The sequence below is a fragment of the Schinkia azotoformans genome (genome assembly GCF_035811335.1).
GTDB classification, from domain to species: Bacteria; Bacillota; Bacilli; order Bacillales; family Bacillaceae_J; genus Schinkia; species Schinkia azotoformans.
The window spans coordinates 68,596-94,277 of the sequence record NZ_JARSMD010000019.1; the positions used below are offsets into that span (position 1 = coordinate 68,596).

The following is a 25,682-nucleotide window of genomic DNA, read 5'->3' on the forward strand; positions in this document are numbered from 1 at the left end:
GAAATTATGATGGGTGATACAAATAAAAATATTTTAATTACTGAGGTTGCTTTACGTGACGGAAGCCATGCGATTAGACATCAATTTACTGTTGAACAGGTGGTAAATGTTGTTAAGGCTTTAGATGAAGCGAAAGTTCCATATATTGAAGTGGCACACGGTGACGGATTAGGTGGTTCTACACTGCAATATGGATTATCTTTAACAGATGAGTTTGAATTGATTGAAGCTGCTGCAGCAACTGCGAAGAATTCTAAAATTGCCGTATTATCATTACCAGGTATCGGCTTAGAAAAGGACTTGAAACAAGCTGCAAGCCTTGGTGCGAAGATGGCAAGGATCGCAACGCATGTAACGGAAGCAGACGTTTCACCTGCCTATATTGAACTTGCAAAAGAACTTGGAATGGAAACTGTAGGGTTTCTTATGATGTCACATATGGCTCCAACGGCTAAGCTAGTTGAACAAGCTAAGTTAATGGAAAGCTATGGGGCTGATACAGTTTATGTTGTTGACTCTGCTGGGGCTTTATTGCCGCATGAGGTAACAGAAAAAATTTGTGCCTTAAGAGATCACTTATCAGTAAATATCGGTTTTCATGGTCATAACAATCTATCATTAGCAATGGCTAATACACTCGCTGCGATTGAAGTAGGTGCTACAAGAATTGATGGCAGTATGAGATGTTTAGGTGCGGGTGCCGGAAATACACAAACTGAAGTATTGGTTGCGGTATTAGACAAATTAGGTATTCATACGGGCATCGATATTTATAAAATGATGGACGCTGCTGAAAACCTTGTTGCACCTATTTTGGAAAAACCACAGGAAATTACAAGAGATTCACTTGTACTCGGGTTTGCAGGAGTATATTCAAGCTTCTTATTGCATGCACAGCGTGCGGCTAAGAGATTTAACATTGACTCCCGTGATATTTTAATAGAATTGGGTAAACAACATATTGTCGGTGGTCAAGAAGACATGATCGTCGATGTCGCTGCAGAGATTGCTAAGAAGAAAAATGTCACGATCGGCTAGGAGGAAGCAATAATGATTACCCAAGAACAAATCAAACAAATAGCAACTTATTTGCAAGATGCTGAATATGAAAAACGTGAAGTAGTAAAAGTAACGGCATCGATTAAGCCTGATTTAACATTTGATGAAGCTTATTTAGTTCAAGAAGAAATTGTAAGAATGAAACTGGCTGAAGGAAAAAAAATCGTGGGCCCTAAAATGGGATTAACTAGCTATGCCAAAATGAAACAAATGGGTGTAGATGAGCCGATATATGGTTATGTATTTGATTATATGTTGATTGATAATGGTGGACAGGTCAAACTTAGTGATGTTATCCATCCAAAGGTTGAAGCGGAAATCGCTTTTGTAATGGGTGAAGACGTGGAAGGTCCTGGTGTTACAGGTGCACAAGTATTAGCGGCGACTGAATATGTACTTCCTGCACTTGAAGTCATTGACAGCCGTTATGAAAATTTTAATTTTACATTCCCTGATGTGGTAGCTGATAATGCCTCAACATCTCGTGTTGTATTCGGAACAGCATTGAAAAAGCCGGACCAATTTGATCTAGAGCTTGTTGGAACAACGATTACGATTAATGGTGAAATTAAAGAGCTTGGGGCTGGTGCAGCTGTTCTTGGTCATCCGGCTAATTCTGTGGCAATGCTAGCGAATATGCTTGCTCGAAAAGGCGAGAAGGTTAAAAAAGGCGATATCATTTTAACAGGCGGCATTACCGGTGCTGTTATGCTTTCAAAAGGTGATGTTGTTTCTGGTAAATTTGATGGTTTAGGAGAAGTAACTTTTACTGTCGTAGAATAACAAAAATTTTGTTTGATTGGTTTCGGGAATCCCTTTTTTTGCAACAACATACATAAGGGATTTCCGATTTCTAATAAATAGAATATACAGAAAATTAAGGAGGTTTTGAAAAATGAGTATTGTAATGAGTGTTATTTCACCGCACGTACCGAGTATTTGCCATGATGAGCATGTTCCTGAGTTTCAAAAAGAAATGGTTGCTGGAATGAAAGCGGTATCTAAGAAGATTTATGAGAAAAAACCTGATCTAGTTGTCTTAGTTTCATGCCATTGGCCATCAACTTTCAATCATCTAGTTGATTGCACGCCTGTTCACAAAGGTATTTTAACTGCCCAAGAATGCCCTGATTTAGTTTCTGATGTTCCATACAATTATCCAGGTGATCAAGAAATCGCTGAAAAGCTTGTCCAAGCAGGTCAAAGTGCCGGATTAAATATTGTTGGATTTAATGATTCAAGCTTTGTCTGGGATTATGGTACAGTTGTACCATTACGTCATCTTGTCCCTAATGAAGATATCCCAGTTATTAATTTATCTGTTGTTTTAGTTGCATCCCTAGAAGAGACGTATAAATGGGGCCAAGAAATTAGAAAGGTTCTTGAGAAAACTGATAAAAAGGTTGTTTTTGTATCTAGCGGTGCATTATCTCATAATGTCGTGCGTGGTAGAGAGAATAAGCCAACTATTTCTGAGCAGGCTTTAGATAAGCAATATGTAGAATTAGTAATGAACAAAAAATATAAAGAAGCATATGAAATGCTTCCACAATATGCAGCTGCTGCTAAGGTTGAATCTGGCGGACGTCATTTAGCGATGTTAAGTGCGATTTTGGATGAAAATGATGAACCAAAGTATTATGCAGATGGGCAATCTTCAGGAAGCTGGAACCCTGTCATTACATTTGAAAAACAAACTACAGATATAACTGCCTAAAACCAAATTTTTTTATTTGCTTTTTATACAAAACAGTATATTAAGTATAAAATGTGAACATTTTTAAAAACTAAACAATCGAAAGAACGGGAGTTTAAAAGACTCTCTTTTTTATTTTCTCAAAAAATCATATATGATTTTTTGAGAAAAACTATTGAAATCGTATATGATTTGGTATATGATTTAAACAAGAAGCAAAAATTATACTTTTTATAAATTATTTTAGTTTAGAAAGGATGAATTCATAATGTATCAAGAATTGAAAAAAAGATTAAGAGGATCCATTGCACCTGTTGTTACACCATTCAACGAAGACTACTCAATCGATTTTGAAACACAAGAGAAATTAATAAATTGGCAAATTGAAAGCGGTAGCCATGCCATTTCTGTATGTGGTACTACTGGTGAACCTTCATCTTTAACAACAGAAGAACGCATTCAAGTAATGGAAAATGCTGCAAGAGTAATCAATGGAAGAGTTCCATTCGTACCTGCTACTGGTTCTGTTAATTTTGATGAAACTATTACTTTAACGAAGAAGGCAAAAGATCTTGGAGCAGATGCAGTATTAATCATCGTTCCTTATTACAATAAGCCATCACAACATGCACTTTATGATCATTATAAAACGATTGCTGAAACAGTAGATATTCCAATCATAGTGTACAATATCCCTGGTAGAACAGCAGTGAATTTACATGTTGATACACTAGCTCGTCTTGTTAAAGACGTTCCACAAATCATCGGCGTAAAAGAATCTAACAAAGACTTCGAACATGTTAACCGTGTTTTACAAAAGTGTGGAAGAGATTTCAATTTATATTCTGGTATCGAATTATTATGTTACCCAATGTTAGCAATCGGTGGAGCTGGTCACATCAGTGCAACAGCAAACCTTCTTCCCAAAGAAATTGCTGATCTTTACAATGACTATGAAGCTGGAAACATTCAAGCTGCATTAGATCATCATTTCGAATTAATGGAATTAAATGATGTATTGTTTGAAGATACAAACCCAGCACCATTAAAAGCAGCTATGGGAATGATGGGTATTGCTAAACCAATCCTACGCAGACCAATGGCTCTTCCAACACAAGAATTACAAGATAAACTACGTAATATTTTAAAAAGACATGTAGACCTTCCAGAGAATGTTGTTTCTAAATAATTGTGATTGATATTGAAAAAAGAAAAGGATGTGAAAAGGATGCAAAGTCAAGCAGTAGAAACAAACAATTTAAAAACTCATAAAGAGTTAGAAGATATTAAATTATATATTAATGGTGAATTTGTAGATGCAGAAGCTGGCAGTACGTTTGCAAACCACAACCCGTTTACAAACACTGTGATCAACAATATCGCTGAAGGTCGCAAAGAGGATATGGAAAAAGCTGTTGCAGCTGCAAATGCTGCTTTTGAAAATTGGGCAAACTTGAAATTAAAAGAACGTGTGAAATATATTTATCGAATTGCAGACCTTATTGATGAGGCAAATGATGAGATTGCCTATTTGGAATCATTAGATACAGGTCTACCAATCAGTCAAACTAGGAATCAAGCTGCGCGTGCAGCGGAGAACTTCCGCTTCTATGCAAGAATGGTAGAAACAAAACATGGTGAGTCATTCCCTGTAGATGATGAATTTATCAACTATACTGTATACAAACCACTAGGTGTAGTAGGCTTAATTACGCCTTGGAATGCACCCTTTATGCTAGAAACTTGGAAGGTAGCACCTGCTCTTTCAACAGGTAATACTGTTGTATTAAAGCCGGCTGAATTATCTCCGTTAACTGCAAATAAATTAGCAGAAATCATTGATAAAGCTGGATTACCTAAAGGTGTGTTCAACATTGTTCATGGTTTCGGTGAAACAGCAGGGGATGCCCTAGTTAAGCACCCTGATGTAAAAGCTATTTCATTTACAGGTGAAACAACAACTGGATCAACTATTATCAGGAACTCTGCAGATACACTCAAGAAAACATCTATGGAACTAGGTGGTAAATCACCTCTGATCGTTTTCGAAGATGCTGATCTTGATCGTGCGCTTGATGCTGCTGTATGGGGTATCTTTTCATTCAACGGTGAGCGTTGTACATCAAACTCACGTGTGTTCCTTCATAAAAATATTAAGGATCAATTCGTTGCTGCATTGAAAGAGCGTGTTCGAAACATTAAGATTGGTGACCCAATGGACCCATCTACGCAGCTTGGTCCACTAATTGAAAAAGGACATTATAACAAAGTTAAAAGCTATATCGAAATCGCTAAAGAAGAGGGCTGTGATGTAGTACAAGGAACTGTTCCAGAAGAAGTTAAAGCAGGTAACTTCGTACCGCCAACAATTCTATTAAATGCGACTAACGATATGAGAGTTGCTCAAGAGGAAATCTTCGGTCCCGTTATGGCTGTAATTGAATTCGAGGATGATGAAGAAGTAATCAAGGCTGCAAATGATGTGAAATACGGCCTTGCTGGATTTGTATGGACAAACAATCTTAAGAGAGCCCATCGTGTAGCTAATGCTGTAGAAGCTGGTATGGTTTGGATTAATGCACAAAACGTACGTGACCTTCGCATTCCATTTGGAGGCGTAAAGGACAGCGGCATCGGTCGCGAAGGGGGCCACTATGCATTTGAATTTTACACTGAGCCAAAAGTTATCCATGTAGCAATTGGCGATCACCATATTCCACAGTTTGGAAAATAAAGTGAATAATAAAAGCTAGTGAGTTATCCTCTCTAGCTTTTATTGATACAATTTTACAATGAATGTCAAATATACAAATATTTTATACTTTTTTGAAAAAAATGTATAAAAAACCTTGAAATCATATACGATGTGATATATGATTTTAATAGAAGGATTAACAAAGCGGAGGTGACACAATCAAAGGGGACTTATTACTATGGATAAAAAGAAAACTATTCATCGTCGAAAAAAATTAGCTATGAGTAAAACCCAGTATGCTTATGAATACATAAGTACAAAGATACTGGACGGTGTTTATGGTCCGGGACAGCGTATAATCATTGACCAAATCGCTAAAGAACTCGGCACTAGTACAATACCAATCCGCGAAGCTATCCGTAACCTTGAATCAGATGGACTAATACAATATAAGCCCTATAGTGGTGCGATAGTAAGCGCTATCAATGAAACGGAGTACATTGAGATTCTATCTGTCATTTCTGTTTTAGAAGGATATGCGGCAGCCTTAAGTGCTCGAAAGTTTTCTTCTCAAGATATTGAGGAGCTGCAACAATTGAATACCCAAATGCATGAAGCTTTGGAAGATTTTCAATTGGATTTATTTAATCAACTAAATAGAAAGTTTCATTCTATTATATATGAAAAATGCGAAAACGATTTTTTATTAGAAGAAATTCGTCAATCCCAACAACGGTTGGATCGAATTCGAAGCTCTATCTTTACATTAGTACCCGGGCGGACTCGTCAATCAATAGAGGAACATAATACGATCATTCATCTTCTTAAAGAAAAAGCGCCTTTATTTCAAATAGAGGAGGAAATTCGACAGCATCGAATCAATACTATTATTGCTTTTAAAGAGCAGATGAAATCAAGGTCTTAACAAAATTCAGAAAATATACTATTTTTCCAATTGTTACACTTCGAAATGTATGTTTTTTGACAGCGTTTTCAATAGATGAAGCTTTTTATATTAGAGTAAAGAAAAAATATTATTGAAAAGGATGGAATGTATGACTAATTTTCTAAAAAGTAAAAAAGTGTTATCAACGGTTGCTATAGCTTCAGCACTTCTTTTATCTGCTTGTGGTGGAGGTACACAAAATACTGCTTCCAACACTAAAGGTGCGGCAGAAGAACCTGGAAAGTCTCATAATCTAATAATCTCTCATTTCTTACCAGGTAATCATCCTATTCAAACTCAGCTTTTCGAAGAGTTTGGAAAAACATTAAATGAGGGATCAGATGGTAGAATTACACAAGAGCTATACCCGGCAAACTCACTTGGTGATGCTGGTGCACACTATGATATGGCAGTAACCGGTGAAGCTGACATCGCACTTAGTGTTTATGGATATACACCAGGAAGATTTCCTTCAGTTTCTGTATTAGAATTACCTTTCTTAGCTGAATCAGCTGTACATGGTTCAAAAATAGTAGCAACTCTTTATAATGAGTTCCCTGAGATCCAAAAAGAGCATTCTGAAACACATCCGTTATTCGTGTTCACAGCTGAGCCTGCCCAGCTTATAAGTGTAAAGCATCGCATTGAAAAACCGGAAGATTTAAAGGGTCTTCGTGTTCGTACTCCATCTCCAACTGGTAGTGCGGTTCTTGAAGCTCTAGGAGCAACAGCTGTATCAATGCCAATGGGTGATGTATATGAGTCATTACAAAGAGGTGTCGTTGATGCTGCCATGGTTCCATTAGAAACACTACAAAATTACAATTTCCATGAAATTGCTAAATATGTAACAATCGGTAACTTCTCAGCTACACCATTTTATTCTGTTATGAATCAATCAACATATGATAGTTTTTCTGATAGTGATAAAGAGTTGCTTGATAGCTTAGTGGGATTACCGATGTCTGAAAAAGCTGGAGCTATCTTTGATACAGATGGTAAAAATGGATTAGAATTAGCGAAAAAGAATGGTGCGGAAATTATTGAACTTACTGCAGAACAATTAGCGCCTTGGGAAGAAATATTAAAGCCGGTTGCACAAAAATGGATTGATGAGATGTCTGCTAAAGGGTTACCTGCACAGGAAATTTATAACCGTGCAGAAGAACTTAAGGATGAACTAAAGTAGTAAAAAGGAAGTGGTGAACTGGTAATATGGAAGGAATGATCGAGAAGATAACCAAATGGCTACATAATATAGCCGAAGTAATTCTATTGTTGATCATGCTTTGGATTACGTTTGATGTTCTGGGCCGCTGGCTCTTTAATCATCCAATTAAAGGAACAGTGGACTTTACAGAGTTGGGCTTATCCATGGTAGTATTTTTAAGCTTAGCATATACACACTTGCACAAAGTACATGTAACGATTGATTTTGTAGTTGAAAAATTCTCTGAAAAAGTTCAATGGATATTTGAATGTGTTATTAATGTCATCATCGCAGCTGTATTGTCTATTGTTGCTTGGAGTTTAGTAATGAATTCCCAGAGATTGCTGCATTCAAATACGGTAACAGCTGACTTATATTTACCTGTTTATTTGTTTGTAATTATTGCTGCAATTGGAACTGTTGTATTTGCATTGTCTGCTGTTTCGCACATTGTAGCCTATTCAAAGAAAATCATAAATATCAATAAGCCTATTGAAAATAAACATTTAGTTAGCAACGAGTCTCGCATCCAAGAGGTGGTGAATAGCAATGAGTCCTGAGATGATTGGAATATTAGGGATAATTTTATTAATCGTTTTGTTCCTATTAAAAATACCTGTTGGAATTTCGCTATTATTAGTAGGTATGATTGGCACCGGATTAATTAGAGGCTGGGACATAGCTATTCTACAATCCGGAAGGACACCATTTGATACAGCCAGTTCCTATACTCTAAGTGTAATTCCTTTGTTCATCCTAATGGGTATGTTTTTATCATACTCCGGTATAGGCAGTAATCTATACAAAGCCGTTGACAGTTGGATGGGACACTTAAGAGGAGGTTTAGCGATGGCGACAATCGGAACTGCCGCCATCTTCTCCTCCATTTCTGGTTCTTTAAATGCAACAACTGTTACGGTTTCGAAAATTGCACTGCCTGAAATGGATAAATATAAATACAAACCGCAATTATCAACTGCTTGCGTGGCAGCAGGCGGTACTCTTGGGGCCCTAATTCCACCTAGTGTAATTTTAGTATTATACGGAATTATGACAAGGGAACCGATCGGACAACTATTAATTGCTGGGATTTTCCCGGGGATTGTTCAAATCATTCTTTTTTTAATTACGATACTTCTCATAATTAAAGGTAACCCAACACTAGCGCCACAAAAGTTTGAAAAGGCATCCCTTCGTGAAAAACTAGTAACTTTAAAAAATATTTGGCCATTTCTGGTTGTATTCTTGACTTCAATTGGTGGGATTTATTTAGGTGTTTTTACACCAACAGAGGCTGCCGGAGTGGGCGCATTTATTGCACTTGTAGTAACTTTACTAACTAGAACAATCGATTTAAAGAGGCTGAAACAATCGTTTCATGAATCTGTTCGATTGACGGCCTATCTTTTTATTATCATTATTGGGGCAACGATATTTAGCCAGTTTTTAACAGTAAGTAGAATTCCGGTTAAGATTACTAGCTTTGTAGGAAATCTTGACTTAAATGAGTATGTTATCTTAACCCTTATACTACTGGCATTATTTATTCTGGGATGTTTTGTGGAAGGATTATCAATCCTAGTTTTAACATTACCAATTATATATCCGATCGTAACAGAGTTAGGATTTAATGGAGTTTGGTTTGGAGTAATCATGGTTATGATTATTAATATTGGCTCACTTACACCACCGCTTGGCATAAGTGTTTATGATGTTAAAGGGGTAGCGAAGGATGTACCAATCCAGACTATATTTAGGGGAATTACACCGTTTGTTATTGCAATGATTGCATGTGTAGCTGTCTTGGTTATCTTCCCGCAAATAGTTACATTTTTACCAGATTTGATGAAAAAATAATATGTTTTTTAGAGAGGAGTTATCTAAGGATAGCTTCTTTCTGCTTTTTTTGGGATAATTAAAAAAATATAAAAAAGTTATAAATACATAGAAATCTTTATCGGAAGAAGGGGAATGAATGTCCAAAAACCTGTTAAATAGTCTCGATATTAAACAAGAAAATGGTGCAATTTTTCTAGACAACGAACGAATTCTATTAACTCCGTCAGCCGTTTTTGGCACATTGAGGAAGGAACTTATCGAAAATATCGGAATGGCCCGGGTTAAGGGATTTCTATTACGATATGGATGGAATCTTGGTAAATATGATGCAGAAAAAGTGTTGGATGATGAAGATATTCCTTCTATTAAGGATATTCTTAAGCAAGGTCCAATCCAACATATGATTAAAGGATACACAAAGGTTCATACAATTAAGACCGATATTGAATGGGAAAAGAATGGGGAGGTCAAATCTGTATATGTCGAAGGGGAGTGGTTTAATTCCTATGAGGCGGAGGAGCATTTAAACCAATTTGGCATGACAGACCTGCCTATTTGCTATACACTTATTGGTTATGCCAGCGGATTTTACTCAACTATTTGTGGGCATACGGTTATTTTTAAAGAGCTATCCTGCAAAGGGATGGGGATGCATGAGTGTAAATATATTGGGAAATCCATTCATAATTGGAATGGGGAAGCAGATGAAGAATTAAAGTACTATGAAAATTCAACAATTGTTAAAGAGCTGGAAAGAACATATGAAACATTGCTTCAAGAACGAAATAACCTCTCTAAGGCAACTGAAATTAGCAAAAGAATAACCCAAGCATTAATTAATGGCAGTGATTTACAATCTATTGTTAATGATGTTTCTAATACATTAAAGATTCCGATTTTAATAGAAGATGTACATTTTAGGGATTATGTTTCCGCTGGATTATCAAAGGATTCACTAGAAACGATCCAGCAGGATTTCACGGAATGGATGGATAAAAAGCATTCTGATAATAGTGTAATTGCCTATTCAAATATGCGGAAAATTATCGCGTCCCAGCACACTCGCCTTATGACACCTATTATCGTGCAGAAAAAAATGTTCGGCTATTGTTCCTTTCTTTATTTTGAAGCAAAAAACACTTTTCCCGAACTTGATTACATGGTACTCGACAGACTTTCTTTTATAGCATCGTTGCATCTTTTAAATGAAAAGACTAGTTTTGAAGCAATGGAAAGGATGAAGGGCTACTTTTTAGAACAGATTATTAGTGGTCAGTTTGCTTCAAAAAAAGAGATTCTGCAACGAGGACGATTCATTAACGTAGATTTAGAGTTTCCATATCATATTGTGATTTTAAAACATCAGTATCTAGATGATTATCTAAAAAAAGAATTGGTTTTCTATGAGGAACTGCTTGATACAATAGTTCAATATTTTAATAAAAAAAATACAGAGGTCATTATTGGTCAACACGCAGCAAATACCGTATTATTTGTTCAATTTAAAAAGTCAGAAGGAAAAATAGAACAGCTTTGCCATGAATTTATTAGTCAATTAACAACAAAATATCGTGGGGCCATCTTTCAAATTGGAATTAGTACAATAGCTGAAGATATCGTCGATGCTCCAGAATATTATCAAGAAGCATTAAGTGCCCTGGAAATGACTAATCCCAACCAAAAGGTAGTATCCTTTGGTGAACTTGGTCTAGTTGGCATGTTAATGCATTCGAAAGATGAAAAGGCTGTTATCCAAAAAGCGAAGTATCTTTTAAATCCATTAATAAATAATAGCAGCAATAAAGATACGGAACTTGTGAAAACCTTGTATGTATTTTTACAAAATGGCGGGAATTTGGAGCGAACAATGGATGAACTAGCCCTCTCGAAAACAGGTTTACGATACCGCTTACAAAAAATCGAAAGCTGCTTAGATGTTGATATCAGAGACCCCGAAGTGAGTTTTCAGCTTCGTTTAACGTTGCAGGTATTGGTGATCAAGGGTGAAATTAATTTGGGTTAAATAAACATTATAAACATTTAGATACTAAAAGTTTAAAAAAATTACAATATTAGACCCTTAGTGTCGTAGAAAAACATTTTAAAATCATATATGATTTAAACAAGGAAATGAAATATTAAAAATATTTCGATTGTTAAAAAGAAACTAAAGGAGATGTTTTTCATGCCAGCACGTACAGGAGCCCAATATTTAGAAAAGCTGAAAAAAGATAGACGTGAGATTTACCTTGATGGAGAAAGAATCGAAGATATTACGGTACACCCACAGTTGAAAGGTGGAGCAGAATCAATCGCACATTTATATGACCTACAATATCTGCATCCAGAGGTTATGTTAACTGAAAATGAAAATGGCGAAAAAGTTGGAACCGCTTTTATGTTTCCTAAGTCTAAAGATGATCTATGGAAATTACACAAAGCAACTAAACTTTGGTCTGAAGCTTCCGCAGGAATCATGGGGCGCAGTCCGGACTACTTAAACATTACATTTGCTTGCTACGCAAGTAGAACCGATGTATGGGACAAATACGGCGAATCTGAAAAAGGTAAAAATCTAGAAAACTATTTTAAATATATTCGTGACAATGACTTATGTTTAACACACTGTATCGTAAACCCTCAAGTGGACCGTTCAGTACCAGAAGCACAGCAAGGTGAGGGGGATTTAGCCCTTCATAAGGTTGGAGAAACTGAGGATTCAATCATTGTAAGTGGAGCTAGAATGTTAGGTACATTAGCACCATTTGCTGATGAAATGACAATTTATCCTTCAAGAGCAGGTCAAGGAATTCGTCCTGAAGATTCAAAATACGCATTAATGTTTGCGGTTCCAATGGATCATCCAGGTATGATGCTGCTTAACCGTGATTCTTTCAGCAAGCAACGCGATTTATTTGATTATCCACTATCAAGTCGTTTTGATGAGCAAGATGCAATTGTAATTTTTGATAACTGCCATATTCCAAAAGACCGTGTATTCATTGATGGGAATACTGAATTATATCGTGCAGTAACAGCTGAAGTAAACTGGGGTGCCTATATCGTATTCCAAGCAATGACAAGAGCACTTACAAAGCTTGAGTTCTTATTCGGTATTGGTCATATGATTGCTGACATGAACGGTGTTAATGCATTTGATCATATTAAAGAAAAGCTTGGCGAAATCTGGCAATATAAAGAATTAACACGTACTGCGATTGTTTCAGCGATTGAAGGTGCCGAGGAAAATGGAGTGAATGGTGTATTAATACCAGATGGTAGACCATTACAAGCTTTAAGAGGATTAATGCCAAAATGGATTCCAAGATGCATCGAATTAATTCAACTTATCGGCGGCGGTGGTTTCTTATGTACTCCATCGAAAAAAGATATGCAAGGCCATTTAAGACCATTTATCGATAAGTACTATCAAGCTAGAAATAAATCCGCATTAGAAAAAATCAAAGTCAATCGCTTAGCTTGGGATTTCATCGGTTCAGATTTAGCTGGTCGTGGTGAATTATATGAGCGCTTCTATCTAATTGATTCATTCCGTGTAACAATGGATACGTATACAAATGCTGATAAAGAAGTTGAAATGGCTCTAGTTAAGAAATTCTTAGACCAAATGGTGTTGGAAGAAGAAGCAGTAGCTAACGGCAAATAATAAATAGATTGTATGTATGGAAGAAGCAAGGGCTGTGGCCCTTGCTTCTTTTTGGTATTTGGTGTAGAAGAAAAAAGCAAGAGCCCTCTGGCTCTTGCTACCTTATGTTAAACAACATTAATATTCTCCATACCCGGTACATAAATCGATTTTAGCCATTTAACATCAACCAGGCTCCCAATTGATAGATTAAAATCTTCATAGATATAAGCGTATAGAAGTGTGTAATTGTCTCTTATAGAAATTTTTTGAATCGTACCGTGATATAGGATATTATGAACATTTAATTGAATTTGATAGTGGCCTTCTTGAGGTACTAGATAATCGGCATCTACTTTAATAACTAATTCCTGCATATCATTTTTTAACAAGTGTGAGCGGGCAATATAGCCGTTTACTTTATAATAACTACCTAAGTGCTTCGGGATGATTTCCATTTCCCCTTCGGACACTAGTTGCCTAATTTGAGTGGACCCAATTTTTTCTTTATTATAAGAAATTTTATTAACAACCGTTACTTCAAAACGGCCTTGCCCCGACTTTTTAAGCGTTTCTAAATTTCCGTGTCCTTTATAGCCATACGTATAGTCATATCCGGCTACAACGTGAATACATCCATAATAAATAAGATATTGTTCGACAAAATCTTCTGGGCTCAGTTTTGCGAAATTTGGATCAAATTTCACTATAAAAAGTTTATCTACACCCATGTTCCTTAATACCTCTTGCTTTCTATGTAAAGGGGTGAGATATTTTATGGGAGCGTTATTTTTATCGAAAACTTGTCTTGGATGGGGGTAAAAGGTCATTACAGCTAATGGAACCCCTTTTTCTTCAGATATTCTTTTCGCTGTTTGAATTAACCTTTGATGACCAAAATGCACCCCATCGAAAAACCCAAGTGCAAAAACACAAGGTTGTGATTCGATGAATGACAGCCCTGTATTTGAATGTTCTAGATAAATAGTCTCCACTGCAAAAATCCCCTTTACAAAAGAATCAAAAAATCAAATGCGCCTTGGCGTATTTGTCGCCCAGATTTTTTCGAGCTTGCTCGAAAAACTACCTTTAAAAATCTGAGGCATCTGCCGGAGGCGTTAAGTTTATTCAGCCGATTTTTGCTGAATAAACTTAACCGCTTACAACTTTTCCATATTTACCCTCGAAATATGTTAGAGGATCACCATCATTTAAAACCAGATCCGTAACTTCACCAATAAATAATGTATGGTCACCCTCAATATATGAAGTTTTTACATTACAAACAATATTCGCTAATGAATCTTTAATTGTGGGCATGTTGTTAATAGTTTCAAAGTTTACTATAAGATCTTCTCTAACTTGACCGGCAAAATGCATCGATAAATCTTTTTGCTCATCAGATAAAATATTAACGACAAACCGCTTGGAGGTTGTTATTTTTTCCAACATCCTAGCTTTATGGCCAATTGAAATCACAACTAATTTCGGATCCAATGATACGGACATAAATGCGTTAGCTGTCATACCATGTACTACATCATCAGCTTCTGTTGTGATAACTGTAACACCTGTTGCAAATTTGCCCATTGCATTTCTAAACAGACGATCATCCATTTTAGTACCTCCGTATATATTTATTTTTGTTCTATACATCATACTTCAATCTAGTACGCTTTTATTACAAATATATAGGAGTTACTAAAAATTATATATGAAATCATATACGATATCAACATGAATTGAATGCGATTACACAAAGAGGCTGAAAGTTCTGAAAAAACTTTAAAAAACCATTGACTCTCCAGTAACCGGATACTTTATAGTAAAGACATAAATAAATAAATTAATTAATTTTAAACTTTATTAAGTTATTAAATTTAGGAAAAGAAAAAGGGGAGATAAGTAAATGGCAAAGAAAACAGTTGATATCGTTCGTTTTCATCACGCAGAACTTACAGTAACAGATTTGGATCGTGCACGTGAATTTTATTGTAAAGGATTAGGTTTTATTGAAACGGAGTCGGATGCTGAACATATTTATTTAAGGGCTATTGAAGATGCGAACCATCATTGTTTAGTTCTTACTAAAGGAAACCAAGCAAGCTTGAAGCATATTGCTTATCGTGTAGGTAGTGACGAGGATTTAGATGTACTAGATGAATTGTTTACGGAGTTAGGTATGAAAAAAATCTGGATTGGTGCAGGCGAAGAGAAAGGTCAAGGACGCGCATTAAGAATCCAAGATCCAGGTGGCATGCCGGTTGAGTTCTTCTTTGAAATGGATAAAGCAGAAAGAATGCTGCAAAAATACCACTTACAAGGTAATTCTAAAATAAAGCGGATCGACCATGCGAATTGTTTAATTACAAATATTGATGAACTGTATGATTGGTACAGCAAACATTTAGGTTTTAGAACTTCGGAGTTTACTGTAAACGGTTACGAAGAAGATGAGCATATTTGGGCTGCGTGGATGCACCGTAAACCAAGTGTTCACGATTTAGCATTAATTAGTGAAAAAGGTCCAAGATATCACCATACTGGTTTCTGGATGGATGATGCGAAATCAATATTAGATGCTTGTGACCATCTCGCATCATTAGGTTATTATGCACATATTGAGCGCTCTCCTGGTCGTCACGGGACTTCTAATGCATTCTTCGTGTATGTACGTGACCATGATGGAAACAGAATTGAATTATATACAGGTGACTATTTCACAAACGACCCTGACTTTGAACCAATAAAGTGGCATCTTGATGATCCACAACGTGCCACATTCTGGGGTGCTTTGCCTCCAGAAAGCTGGAGAAATGAGGCGGTTCAAGTTGAAGATATTTTAACTGGCCAATTGCTTCCTGTTGAAACTGTGAAAAGATTAGAAAAAGCAGAAAATCAAAATTAATTCCAAATGAACTCCTATCCAATCGGGTGGGAGTTTTTTAATATCATAGAAATGCTCGAAATGTATTACAATAATAACAGAACCGCTTGGTTACTACTTAAATAGTAGGTGTTGTAAATGAGGAATAAGTTTTCAATTGGGCAATTATCAAAACTACATAATATACCTGTAAAAACATTAAGATATTACGACGAAATTGACTTATTTAAACCTATCTATATAAATGAAGAAACTGGCTATCGCTACTATTCCTCCGAACAATTTAAACAACTTGATATTATACATTATTTAAAAACATTAGGAGTTCCTTTGAAAGAGATTAAACAGCAGCTCCAAAGCCGGAATATTATTGAACTTCAAGAGTCATTAAAAAAACATCATGAAACTGTTGAAACTAAAATAAATGAATTAACTCGAATCAAAAAGCGACTTGAAGGAAGAATCAAAGAAATAGATGCAAGTCTAAAAGTAACAAATATAGGTGCACCAACAGTACTAAAAATCCCTGAGAGAACCGTCGTTCAATTACAAGAGAAAATTGGCAGCATCCATGAACTGGAGTTGGCTCTCAGAAAATTGAAAAACGAATTTGGAGTACTTTCCCCTATTTTTCTAGGGAAGGTTGGTTTTACACGGACGATCTTTCAAGTTAAACATTATGATTTTAAAGAATACAACTCCATATTTCTTTTATTAGAAGATGTAGAAGAGCAGGATCTGTTACAAAAAATGAGTAATGTTTTTCCTGAGGGCCATTACGTTTCAATTTTTTATCGAGGAGTTCGGAGTGAAGCTTCTTCTTATTATAAAGTTCTCTTGAATTTCATTAAAGAAAACAATTATGAGATCAAAGGAGAGTTTATCGAGCGGGCGATTATTGACCAATTCCTTTCTAATGATGAGGAAGCCTTTCTTACCGAAATTCAAGTACAGGTAAGTCTTGGGGAGTAAGATTCTTATACTAATCTATAATAATATTACTTGAAATCATATACGATTTGGTATATGATTTACTATATGATTTAGATAAACGATATCAATTTTTTTACAATAATTTAAAAGGAGAGGTAAAAAATGGTCCTTAAGAAAAAGTTGTTTATTAACGGCGAATGGATTGAAGCAAGTTCCTACACTACTTTGACATCTCCATACTCTGAGGAAGTTTTGGCAGAAATTCCTTCCGCAACTGAAAAAGAAGTAAATGATGCGATTGAAGCAGCTTATAATGCTAGAGAAATAATGGCAAAAATGCCTGCTCATAAGCGTGCAGCTATTTTAGAAAAATTAGTTAGCCTGTTCGAAGAGCGTGCTGATGAAGCTGCGAAGATTATTGCTCTTGAAGCAGCGAAACCGATTACAACAGCAAAACAAGAAGTAAGTCGTACAATCGCTACCTATAAATTTGCTGCTGAAGAAGCAAAGAGAATACATGGCGAGACGATTCCATTGGACGCTGCACCTGGTGGAGAAAATCGTATTGCCTACACTGTCCGTGAACCATTAGGCGTAGTTGGAGCGATTACTCCTTTTAATTTCCCTATGAACTTAGTTGCACATAAAGTTGGTCCTGCGATTGCGACTGGAAATCCAATTGTTTTAAAACCGGCTTCACAAACACCGCTTTCTTCCTACTTTTTAGCGGAGTTGCTTGAAGAAGCTGGATTACCTGCGGGAGCATTGAACGTTGTAACCGGAAGCGGTCGTGTGGTAGGAGATAAATTAGTAACAGATGAGCGTGTAAAAGTCATTACCTTTACTGGAAGCCCTGCTGTTGGAATCGGCATTCGTAATAAAGCAGGCTTAAAGCGTGTAACTCTTGAACTTGGCTCTAACGCTGCCTTGATTATTGATAATGGTGTTGATCTAGATAAAGTTATTAATAGAACTGTAGTAGGTGCTTTTTCAAACCAAGGCCAAGTATGTATCTCGTTACAACGAATCTACGTACATGAGAATGTGTATGATGCATTTGTAGAAAAATTTGTTGCAGCAACTAAGAACTTAAAAGTAGGAGATCCGCTTGATCCGCAAACAGATGTATCTGCCTTAATTTCTAAGGGTGATGTAGGACGTACATTAGAGTGGATTGAAGAAGCAAAACAGAACGGTGCAGAAATCGCAACAGGTGGTATTGCAGAAGGGAATGTACTTCTTCCAACTGTCGTATTACATGCCGATAAATCACTAAAGGTTTCATGCCAAGAAGTGTTTGCTCCAATCGTTAATATCAATAAAGTAAGCTCAGTAGCTGAAGCAATTGAACTTGTAAATGATTCACGCTACGGTCTACAAGCAGGTATTTATACCGATAACGTTCACACTGCACTTGATGCTGCAGAGAAGCTCCATGTTGGAGGGGTTATGATCAATGACATCCCAACCTTCCGTGTTGATAACATGCCATATGGTGGCGTTAAGGAAAGTGGAGTAGGACGTGAGGGAATTAAATATGCGGTTGAAGAAATGACTGAAATGAAATTAGTCGTATTTAATAGAAATTAATAGCTGATGAATAAAAAGAGGTGAACGTATTGAGTACTGGAAAAGTGAAATTCAATGGGATTTTACAAGAAGAAACAGTGAACATAGATTATAAGAATCAAATAATTGAAGTAAAAGGAAAAAATGTAAGTTTACAAGAGTTGAACTTGGATGCACCGGTATCGGGTACGATTTATGGTACGTTGTTAAATTATAAAGGTGCGATGGAAGCGTTGGGAGAGGCTGTAAATGAAGACCCATATAAAGCCCCGCCAAAGGCACCAATTCTTTATATTAAACCGGTTAATACTGTAATCGGGTATGGCGCATCCATTCCAATGCCTGCTGGTATAGACCAATTAGAGGTTGGTGCAGCCCTTGGATTAGTAATAGGAAGGAAAGCAACAAGAGTTGCGAAAGCTGAAGCCCTTGATTATATTGCCGGATACACAGTAGTAAATGATGTAAGTGTCCCACATGCGAGCGTATATCGTCCAGCTATTAGTCAAAAGTGCCGTGATGGGTTCTGCCCGGTAGGCCCTTGGGTAATTGACCGAAAGGCGGTAGAAAATCCGGATGCATTAACTGTACGTGTATTCATAAATAATGAATTACGTCAAGAAAATACTACAGCTAACTTAATCCGCTCTGTTTCTCAATTAATGGCAGATGTAACAGATTATATGACACTGAATGAAGGTGACATGCTATTGGTTGGTGTTCCTGAGAATGCGCCATTAGCGAAGGCTGGAGATCATGTACGAATCGAAATTTCCGGGGTAGGTATATTGGAAAATACGATTGTTCACGAAAATGAACTACAAGTTGGGGGTGCAAAAAGATGAAAAAAGCGCGTGTAGCTTTTTCTGGTGCAATCCATGAAGCTGTTGAAATAGAAGGCCGTTTGAAACTTGATGATGGCCGCATTGTTGAGGAGCAAGAAGTAGTATGGCTCCCTCCTGTAGAACCGCGTACAGTATTCGCTTTAGGTTTAAACTACGCGGATCATGCTGCAGAATTGGCTTTTAAAGCTCCTACAGAGCCGCTTGTATTTTTAAAAGGTCCTAATACTTTTATTGGACATTTAGGACAAACATTCCGTCCTTCTGAAGTAGCTAATATGCATTATGAATGTGAATTAGCTGTTGTCATTGGAAAACAAGCTAGGAATGTAAAACAAGAAGATGCCTATAATTATGTGGCTGGTTATACTGTTGCCAATGATTATGCTATACGTGATTATTTAGAAAACTATTACCGTCCTAATCTACGAGTGAAAAATCGAGATACATGCACACCGCTTGGACCTTGGCTTGTTGATGCCAAAGATATTGTAGATCCGATGAATTTATCTTTTAGAACATATGTAAACGGTAAAATAACGCAAGAAGGAAATACAAAAGATATGATCTTTAGTATTCCAACCCTAATTGAGTATTTAAGCAGCTTTATGACTCTAGACAAAGGTGACATAATTTTAACTGGAACTCCTGTAGGTGTAGTAAACGTTGAAGTCGGAGATGAAGTCGTTACTGAAATCGATAATATCGGCCGACTAGTCAATACAATTGTTGGTAGGTAACAAAAAGCGCTGGAGCTGGATTATAAAGCGCCAAATTTTATTTACAGCGGTAATTTTCCAGGGATAGGCTGGAAATTACCGCTTGTTTAGTAAGGTGAAATAGTACATAAATAGATAAAAGGAGAGAACAATATGCCTCATATAATCATCGAATATACAAATAATATTAAAGCTGATGCTAATATTCCTGTTTTACTAGAAAGAATTCATGAAGTTATTATTTCAAAAAGCCCTTTATTTCCGATTGGGGGATTACGTTCAAGAGCGATTGAACTCCAAGATTATCGTGTTGCCGACGGCAAGGAAGATGATGCATTTGTTCATGTAATGCTTAAAATTGGAGCAGGCCGCAGTGAGGAAGACAAAAAAGCAATATGTGATGAACTTTTTGAGGTGATAAAGGGTCATTTTACTGAACTTTTTTCGAAACGATATTTGGCCCTATCGATGGAACTAGTGGAGTTTAGCGAATCAGGCACATATAAACATAATAATATTCATAAGCGTTTTAAGTAGTAGAAATGTAGAGTAAAAAATTTAAAAAGGATAAAAAAACACTTGATATCATATACGATTTGTTATATGGTAAAGCCATGGAAAATAATCAAAACACAAACCAAAACCTAAATCCCAATCCTGCCATGAGTAAAACACAATATGCGTACGAGTTTTTACGATCAAAGATTCTGGACGGCGTCTATGTTCCTGGTCAACGAATTGTCATCGACCAATTGGCTAAAGAGCTTGGAACTAGTACAATTCCAATTCGGGAAGCCATTCGCAACCTGGAGTCCGATGGTTTAATCCAATATAAACCATATAGTGGAGCCATCGTAAGCGTAATCAATGAAACAGAATATGTTGAAGTGCTTTCCGTTATTGCCATTTTAGAAGGATATGCGACGTCTTTAAGTGCTAGACATATAACTGTCCAAAATCTAGAGGAACTACAACAGCTTAATAAACTAATGGCTGAGGCACTGAATAATTTTGAGTTTGAAACGATCAGTCATTATAATCGGAAGTTTCATGCGATTATCTTTGAAAAGTGTGGAAATACCTTTTTGATTGATCAGATTGGACAAGCTCAACAACGGCTCGACCGTTTGCGCCGCTCGATTTTTACAATTGTTCCACAGCGGGCACGCCAATCCATCGAAGAACATGATACTATTTTGAACCTTATTAAAGAAAGTGCGCCATTACATGAGATTGAAGAAGTTGTTCGTAATCACAGAATAAATACATTAATAGCTTTTCAAAATCGAAAAGCTATTAAATAGGATATTATTTAAATTATCTAAGTTCAAATAAAATTTATTTGAACTTTATTTTTTTATCGAAAGTAAGAGATCTGTGTTTAAGTAAATGAAAATAGTACAACTGCTCTAGGATTAAAACTATAAGACAGGCCAAATTTGCGCCTGTCTTTTGTATGAAAAGAATGTATTTTTATTTTAAATAGATTTAACCCGGCTATCTTCCATAACGTCTGTCTTTCGATTATTCTTATTATGACCTGCTATGCCAGTACCAAGTGCAATAACTGTAGAGCTTACTAAAAAAATATAAATCAGTCCAATGAGATTAGCCAGTATGCCAAATATGGCTGGTGTAATAACTTGAGTCAAACGATTTACAGTAAGGCGAATACCTAAAGCTTCAGCCACACGGCCATTTATTGCATTATCAATCGTTAAAGAAATGGATAATGGTTGTCCAATGCCTAATCCAATTCCAAGTATAAAGGCTATTATACAGGCAATAACAATTTGCGGAAAGAATGGTAGTGCAATATACGCTACACAACTAATGATCATGGAGCCGATAAAAACATTAAACGTACCGAATCGATTTGTAATTGGAGCTAGATAAAACCTAATAATTACACTGGCAATTCCGTTTATCGCCAATAATAACCCGATGGTAGAATTGCTATAACCGAATTGTAAACCAAGTAGTGGGAAGAAAGTTAAATAAATGTCTTTTGCAAACAAAATCAGGGCACTAAATAATAATGCTAATCTTAAACTTGGTATCTTTAGTAAATCAACAAAAGTTGATTTAGTTTTTGATGTAGGGATAGGGCTTTTTTTACTTTTAATAGGATATTCATTAGGGACAAGATGTATAATTATACAACTGATGAATCCAATACCCGCTAAAATTAAAAAGGTTATCTGGAAACTAAAAAGATCGGCGATAATTCCGCTAAAAAGAGGCCCGGCCAATGTTCCTACCGCTACTCCAAAACTAAACCATGATACATACTGATTTCTATTTTTCTTCGTTGAAATTCTTCCAATATAGTCCTGTGCAGATAAAATTAAAACGGTCTGTGCTGACCCAGCAATAAGCTGTGATAAGTATAAACCCAAAAAGTTCGGAAAGAAACCAGGTAATACTATACCCAAAACTCCTAAATATCCACCCAATAATAAAGTAATCTTAGAGTTTAGATGATCGATTTTTTTACCAAGTGGAATCGCAAAAAGTAAAGGAATTATAGAAAATAGACTAGTAATTAAACCAATATGATTAATCGATGCTCCTAACTCATGAGCAAATAAGGAGACAGTTGGACGTGTCCCCATAATCATCAAAACATAAATAGTACAGATACAAACTACTTTAAAGACTTTCATCTTAACACCACTTTTTACAAAAGGTATTTTTTAAGATAATTGATATGTTCCTCTCTTCTTAAAATACTGTACTAGCCCGCCATCATTAATAATATCAATCATAACTGATGGCATTTCAGTTCCTTTATGTGTTTCTTCAGTAGTTAGGTTCTTCACTTCACCAGTGCTTAAATTAACTTCCAACTTATCTTTATCATTAATAGTGTGATCCTTAATTTCTAGAATCGGTAAACCGATATTGATAGCATTACGAAAAAAAATTCGGGCAAATGACCGTGCTATAACAACTGATACACCTGCATTCTTTAATGCTAAAGGTGCCTGTTCTCTTGATGAACCGCATCCAAAGTTAGTTCCTGCAACTAAAATATCGCCAGGTACGAGTTTTGAACGAAAATCAGGGTCTAAATCTTCAAAAACATGATCCGCTAATTCTTGCATATTTAATGTTTTGGTATATTTTCCTGGTATTATTCTGTCAGTATCAATATCGTTTCCATAAACATGTGATGTTCCAGTAAAAATCATTATTTTATAGCCCCCTCCAATAGTAATTTTGGATTTGTTATTTTTCCATATAGTGCCGACGCAGCAACCGTTGCTGGGGAAGCTAGGTATACATTTGAATTTCGATTTCCCATTCGTCCTCTGAAATTTCGGTTAGTTGAAGAAATAATGCCTTCTTCATTACCAGGCACACCGAGGTGTGTTCCTACGCAAGGGCCACAGCCGGATGGAAGGAAGGTCGCTCCTGAACGCATTAATGTTTCGGCTGTTCCGTCTTGAACAGCCTTAATATGGACATCCATTGAAGCCGCAGCAATGATCATACGTACATTAGGATGAATCTTTTTACCCTTTAATATTTTAGCGGCTTCATGTAAGTCTTCTAATCTACCATTTGTACAACTTCCTAAAAAAGCTTGATTGATGGCAACTCCTTCTACTTCAGTAATTGGTTTTACATTATCAGGTGAATGAGGGATAGCTACTTGAGGTTCTAGTTGAGAAACATCAAATACATGCACAGAATCGTAGATTGCATCATCATCGGCCTTAATATTTTCAAAATCATAAGGTAGTTTTAGACCATTTGTATCTACAAAACCTGCTTTTGCCCCCATTTCGATTGCCATATTAGCTATTGTTAAACGACTGTCCAAACTTAATTCCTTAATTGCTTCACCTGTAAATTCGATAGCTTTATATGTAGCACCATCGATTCCTAAATGGCCTACTATAAATAAAATTAAATCTTTGGCAGAGACACCAGGTTGTAACGTTCCATTTAATTGTATCTTTATTGTTTCGGGAACCTTAATCCAAGTTTTCCCTGTTAATAGTACGGCTGCTAAATCAGTAGATCCTACACCGGTTGCAAAAGCTCCTAATGCCCCATACGTACATGTATGTGAATCAGCCCCAAGTACCAATTGTCCAGGCTTAACATGTTGATTTTCAACCATCAATTGGTGACAAATGCCATCACCAGCATCATAAAGAATAATACTTTGTTTTTTTGCAAAGTCTCTCATTAATGAATGAAGATTCGCAATACGTTCATTAGGAGCAGGTGCCGCGTGATCGATCACAAATACTACTTTCGAACAATCCCAAACATTAATTCCCCCCATTTCTTTAAAACTTTTTATTGTTAAGGGTGCTGTGGTGTCTGATGCCATAACCATATCAACATCAACGATAGCGATTTGATTTTGAGATATATCTTTACCCGCGTGAGAAGAAATAATCTTTTCGATCATTGTTTGACCCATATTAAAACCTCCTTAAATAAAAACTGTAATCCGTATGGTGGATTTTAAATTCATTCTACGGTACAAAAAAGAAACCTGTCAATGATTATTTAGAAAATTTAGAACATGAATTTAAATGAAAAATTCATGTTTAAAGCAAATAGATAAGGATAAGCGCTGTTTTAGGTCGCGTTTTATGAAAAATCTTATAAAATATTGACATAACCTATTTAAATTTTTAGAATTTTTTGTTGACAACCTTGTTGGATTGTTTTAACATGAAAACAACAAATCGCCAGACGGATTATAAATCCACCAAGCGAAACAAATAAATAAATTATTAAATTTCTATTCCACTATGTGGATTTCTTTAGAAAAATACCATAAACTAAATTTTATAATAGAGGAGGGATATATATGAGTGAAACTGTTCGTTCAGTTGAAAGGGCAATCGATATTTTAACCTGCTTTACAGTAAATGAACCAGTTCTAACAGTACCTGAAATCAGTCAGAAGACGGGGTTAACAAAATCTACAATTTTTCGATTGCTAGCTTCTTTAGAATCAAAGGGAATGGTTGAAAAAATTCATTCTACATATGAATATAAACTCGGTCTTAGATTATTAGATCTTGGAAATGTTGTTCAAAGTTCATTAGAATTAATCGATATTGCAAAGCCAATTATGAAAGAGCTTTCAGATAAAACGAAAGAAACTGTAAATATAAACATTGTTCAAGGAAATCACAGAGTATGTATTGAACGCATTGATGGTAACCAAGCATTGAGGAAAGTTTCAGAAATAGGTAGACTCCTTCCCTTGTCAAAAGGTGCATCTGGGAAGCTTCTACTAGCTTTTTGTGATAATGATAAAGTAATAGAGATATTAAATGAAGAAAGAGAAAATATGACAGTAGAAGAGATGAACAAATTAAAGCTGGAGCTTTTTGAAATAAGGGAAAAAGGGTATGCAGCCAGCTTTAGTGAACGATTAGAGGGGACAGCTTCTGTATCAGCACCAATCAGGGATTATACGGGAAATGTAATTGCAGGTGTTACAATTTCTGGTCCTCTTGTGAGATTTACTGAAGAGAAGGTTCAAAATTTTATAAGTGAAGTTCTTGAAGCAAGTTCCAGAATTTCAAGTGATCTAGGATATACAAAGCCGATTAAGAAAGCTCCTATTTCTACTTGATCCATTGCCTTTTAAAGGGTAGTGGAT

24 protein-coding genes are annotated in these 25,682 nt (G+C 36.1%); 19 read left to right on the top strand and 5 right to left on the bottom strand.

Going from position 1 to position 25,682, the window contains the following annotated elements:
* The first annotated feature begins 9 nt into the window (after positions 1-9).
* From dmpG to P9E47_RS11255, 11 genes are all read left to right on the top strand, one after another.
* Positions 10-1,038, top strand: a complete 1,029-nt coding sequence (gene dmpG / locus P9E47_RS11205) for a 4-hydroxy-2-oxovalerate aldolase (protein ID WP_326163592.1) — start codon at positions 10-12, stop codon at positions 1,036-1,038.
* 12 nt (positions 1,039-1,050) lie between these two features.
* Positions 1,051-1,842: a 2-keto-4-pentenoate hydratase gene (locus tag P9E47_RS11210; protein WP_035196840.1), complete on the top strand. Its 792-nt coding sequence runs from the start codon at positions 1,051-1,053 to the stop codon at positions 1,840-1,842.
* A 112-nt stretch (positions 1,843-1,954) separates the two neighbouring features.
* On the top strand, positions 1,955-2,776 hold the full coding sequence (locus P9E47_RS11215) for a DODA-type extradiol aromatic ring-opening family dioxygenase (protein WP_004432289.1): 822 nt from the start codon (positions 1,955-1,957) through the stop codon (positions 2,774-2,776).
* Positions 2,777-3,023: 247 nt separating this feature from the next.
* Positions 3,024-3,944 (top strand): 2,4-dihydroxyhept-2-ene-1,7-dioic acid aldolase, encoded by a 921-nt coding sequence (gene hpaI, locus P9E47_RS11220; protein ID WP_004432290.1) that lies wholly within the window; start codon positions 3,024-3,026, stop codon positions 3,942-3,944.
* A 39-nt stretch (positions 3,945-3,983) separates the two neighbouring features.
* Positions 3,984-5,489, top strand: a complete 1,506-nt coding sequence (hpaE, locus tag P9E47_RS11225) for a 5-carboxymethyl-2-hydroxymuconate semialdehyde dehydrogenase (RefSeq protein ID WP_004432291.1) — start codon at positions 3,984-3,986, stop codon at positions 5,487-5,489.
* 199 nt (positions 5,490-5,688) lie between these two features.
* A complete protein-coding gene (locus tag P9E47_RS11230; protein WP_004432292.1) occupies positions 5,689-6,375 on the top strand; it encodes a GntR family transcriptional regulator in 687 nt (228 codons plus the stop codon).
* Between the two features lie 130 nt (positions 6,376-6,505).
* Complete coding sequence (locus P9E47_RS11235; RefSeq protein ID WP_004432293.1) at positions 6,506-7,585, top strand: TRAP transporter substrate-binding protein; 1,080 nt, start codon at positions 6,506-6,508, stop codon at positions 7,583-7,585.
* Positions 7,586-7,611: 26 nt separating this feature from the next.
* Complete coding sequence (locus P9E47_RS11240; protein ID WP_004432295.1) at positions 7,612-8,166, top strand: TRAP transporter small permease; 555 nt, start codon at positions 7,612-7,614, stop codon at positions 8,164-8,166.
* Positions 8,156-9,463: a TRAP transporter large permease gene (locus P9E47_RS11245; RefSeq protein WP_004432299.1), complete on the top strand. Its 1,308-nt coding sequence runs from the start codon at positions 8,156-8,158 to the stop codon at positions 9,461-9,463. The genes P9E47_RS11240 and P9E47_RS11245 overlap by 11 nt, the downstream gene beginning before the upstream one ends.
* 118 nt (positions 9,464-9,581) lie before the next feature.
* Positions 9,582-11,468 (top strand): XylR N-terminal domain-containing protein, encoded by a 1,887-nt coding sequence (locus tag P9E47_RS11250; RefSeq protein WP_326163486.1) that lies wholly within the window; start codon positions 9,582-9,584, stop codon positions 11,466-11,468.
* 162 nt (positions 11,469-11,630) lie between these two features.
* Positions 11,631-13,112, top strand: coding sequence for a 4-hydroxyphenylacetate 3-hydroxylase family protein (locus P9E47_RS11255; RefSeq protein WP_326163487.1), 1,482 nt, complete (start codon positions 11,631-11,633; stop codon positions 13,110-13,112).
* A gap of 107 nt (positions 13,113-13,219) precedes the next feature.
* On the opposite strand, the gene P9E47_RS11260 is transcribed toward P9E47_RS11255, so the two are convergent.
* Together P9E47_RS11260 and P9E47_RS11265 are read right to left on the bottom strand one after the other, a co-directional pair.
* Positions 13,220-14,086 (bottom strand): FAD synthetase family protein, encoded by an 867-nt coding sequence (locus tag P9E47_RS11260; protein WP_326163489.1) that lies wholly within the window; start codon positions 14,084-14,086, stop codon positions 13,220-13,222.
* A gap of 157 nt (positions 14,087-14,243) precedes the next feature.
* The gene (locus tag P9E47_RS11265; protein WP_326163491.1) at positions 14,244-14,708 is read right to left on the bottom strand and encodes a flavin reductase family protein; all 465 of its coding nucleotides are present in this window, start codon (positions 14,706-14,708) and stop codon (positions 14,244-14,246) included.
* A 292-nt stretch (positions 14,709-15,000) separates the two neighbouring features.
* Between P9E47_RS11265 and hpaD the strand changes: the two genes are divergently transcribed.
* The 7 genes from hpaD (at position 15,001) to P9E47_RS11300 (ending at position 21,345) form a co-directional block, all read left to right on the top strand.
* A complete protein-coding gene (gene hpaD, locus P9E47_RS11270; protein ID WP_003329159.1) occupies positions 15,001-15,999 on the top strand; it encodes a 3,4-dihydroxyphenylacetate 2,3-dioxygenase in 999 nt (332 codons plus the stop codon).
* Between the two features lie 117 nt (positions 16,000-16,116).
* Complete coding sequence (locus tag P9E47_RS11275) at positions 16,117-16,950, top strand: MerR family transcriptional regulator (protein ID WP_326163492.1); 834 nt, start codon at positions 16,117-16,119, stop codon at positions 16,948-16,950.
* Between the two features lie 123 nt (positions 16,951-17,073).
* A complete protein-coding gene (locus P9E47_RS11280; RefSeq protein ID WP_326163494.1) occupies positions 17,074-18,501 on the top strand; it encodes an aldehyde dehydrogenase family protein in 1,428 nt (475 codons plus the stop codon).
* A gap of 29 nt (positions 18,502-18,530) precedes the next feature.
* A complete protein-coding gene (locus P9E47_RS11285; protein WP_326163497.1) occupies positions 18,531-19,325 on the top strand; it encodes a fumarylacetoacetate hydrolase family protein in 795 nt (264 codons plus the stop codon).
* Positions 19,322-20,062, top strand: coding sequence for a fumarylacetoacetate hydrolase family protein (locus P9E47_RS11290; protein WP_003329163.1), 741 nt, complete (start codon positions 19,322-19,324; stop codon positions 20,060-20,062). Before P9E47_RS11285 ends, P9E47_RS11290 begins: the two co-directional genes overlap by 4 nt.
* A 132-nt stretch (positions 20,063-20,194) precedes the next feature.
* On the top strand, positions 20,195-20,578 hold the full coding sequence (locus tag P9E47_RS11295) for a 5-carboxymethyl-2-hydroxymuconate Delta-isomerase (RefSeq protein WP_003329164.1): 384 nt from the start codon (positions 20,195-20,197) through the stop codon (positions 20,576-20,578).
* A 77-nt stretch (positions 20,579-20,655) separates the two neighbouring features.
* A complete protein-coding gene (locus tag P9E47_RS11300; protein ID WP_051678256.1) occupies positions 20,656-21,345 on the top strand; it encodes a GntR family transcriptional regulator in 690 nt (229 codons plus the stop codon).
* 174 nt (positions 21,346-21,519) lie between these two features.
* Here the strand turns inward: P9E47_RS11300 and P9E47_RS11305 are convergent, their stop codons facing one another.
* From P9E47_RS11305 to P9E47_RS11315, 3 genes are read right to left on the bottom strand one after another with little or no spacing between them, the layout of a single operon-like run.
* On the bottom strand, positions 21,520-22,707 hold the full coding sequence (locus P9E47_RS11305) for an MFS transporter (protein ID WP_003329166.1): 1,188 nt from the start codon (positions 22,705-22,707) through the stop codon (positions 21,520-21,522).
* A gap of 30 nt (positions 22,708-22,737) precedes the next feature.
* Positions 22,738-23,235, bottom strand: a complete 498-nt coding sequence (locus P9E47_RS11310; RefSeq protein ID WP_003329167.1) for a 3-isopropylmalate dehydratase small subunit — start codon at positions 23,233-23,235, stop codon at positions 22,738-22,740.
* On the bottom strand, positions 23,235-24,482 hold the full coding sequence (locus P9E47_RS11315; protein ID WP_003329168.1) for a 3-isopropylmalate dehydratase large subunit: 1,248 nt from the start codon (positions 24,480-24,482) through the stop codon (positions 23,235-23,237). Before P9E47_RS11315 ends, P9E47_RS11310 begins: the two co-directional genes overlap by 1 nt.
* A 396-nt stretch (positions 24,483-24,878) precedes the next feature.
* On the opposite strand from P9E47_RS11315, the gene P9E47_RS11320 reads away from it, so the two are divergent.
* Positions 24,879-25,655 carry an IclR family transcriptional regulator gene (locus P9E47_RS11320; RefSeq protein WP_003329170.1) on the top strand — a complete coding sequence of 259 codons (777 nt, stop codon included), beginning with the start codon at positions 24,879-24,881 and terminating at the stop codon, positions 25,653-25,655.
* Positions 25,656-25,682 lie beyond the last annotated feature (27 nt).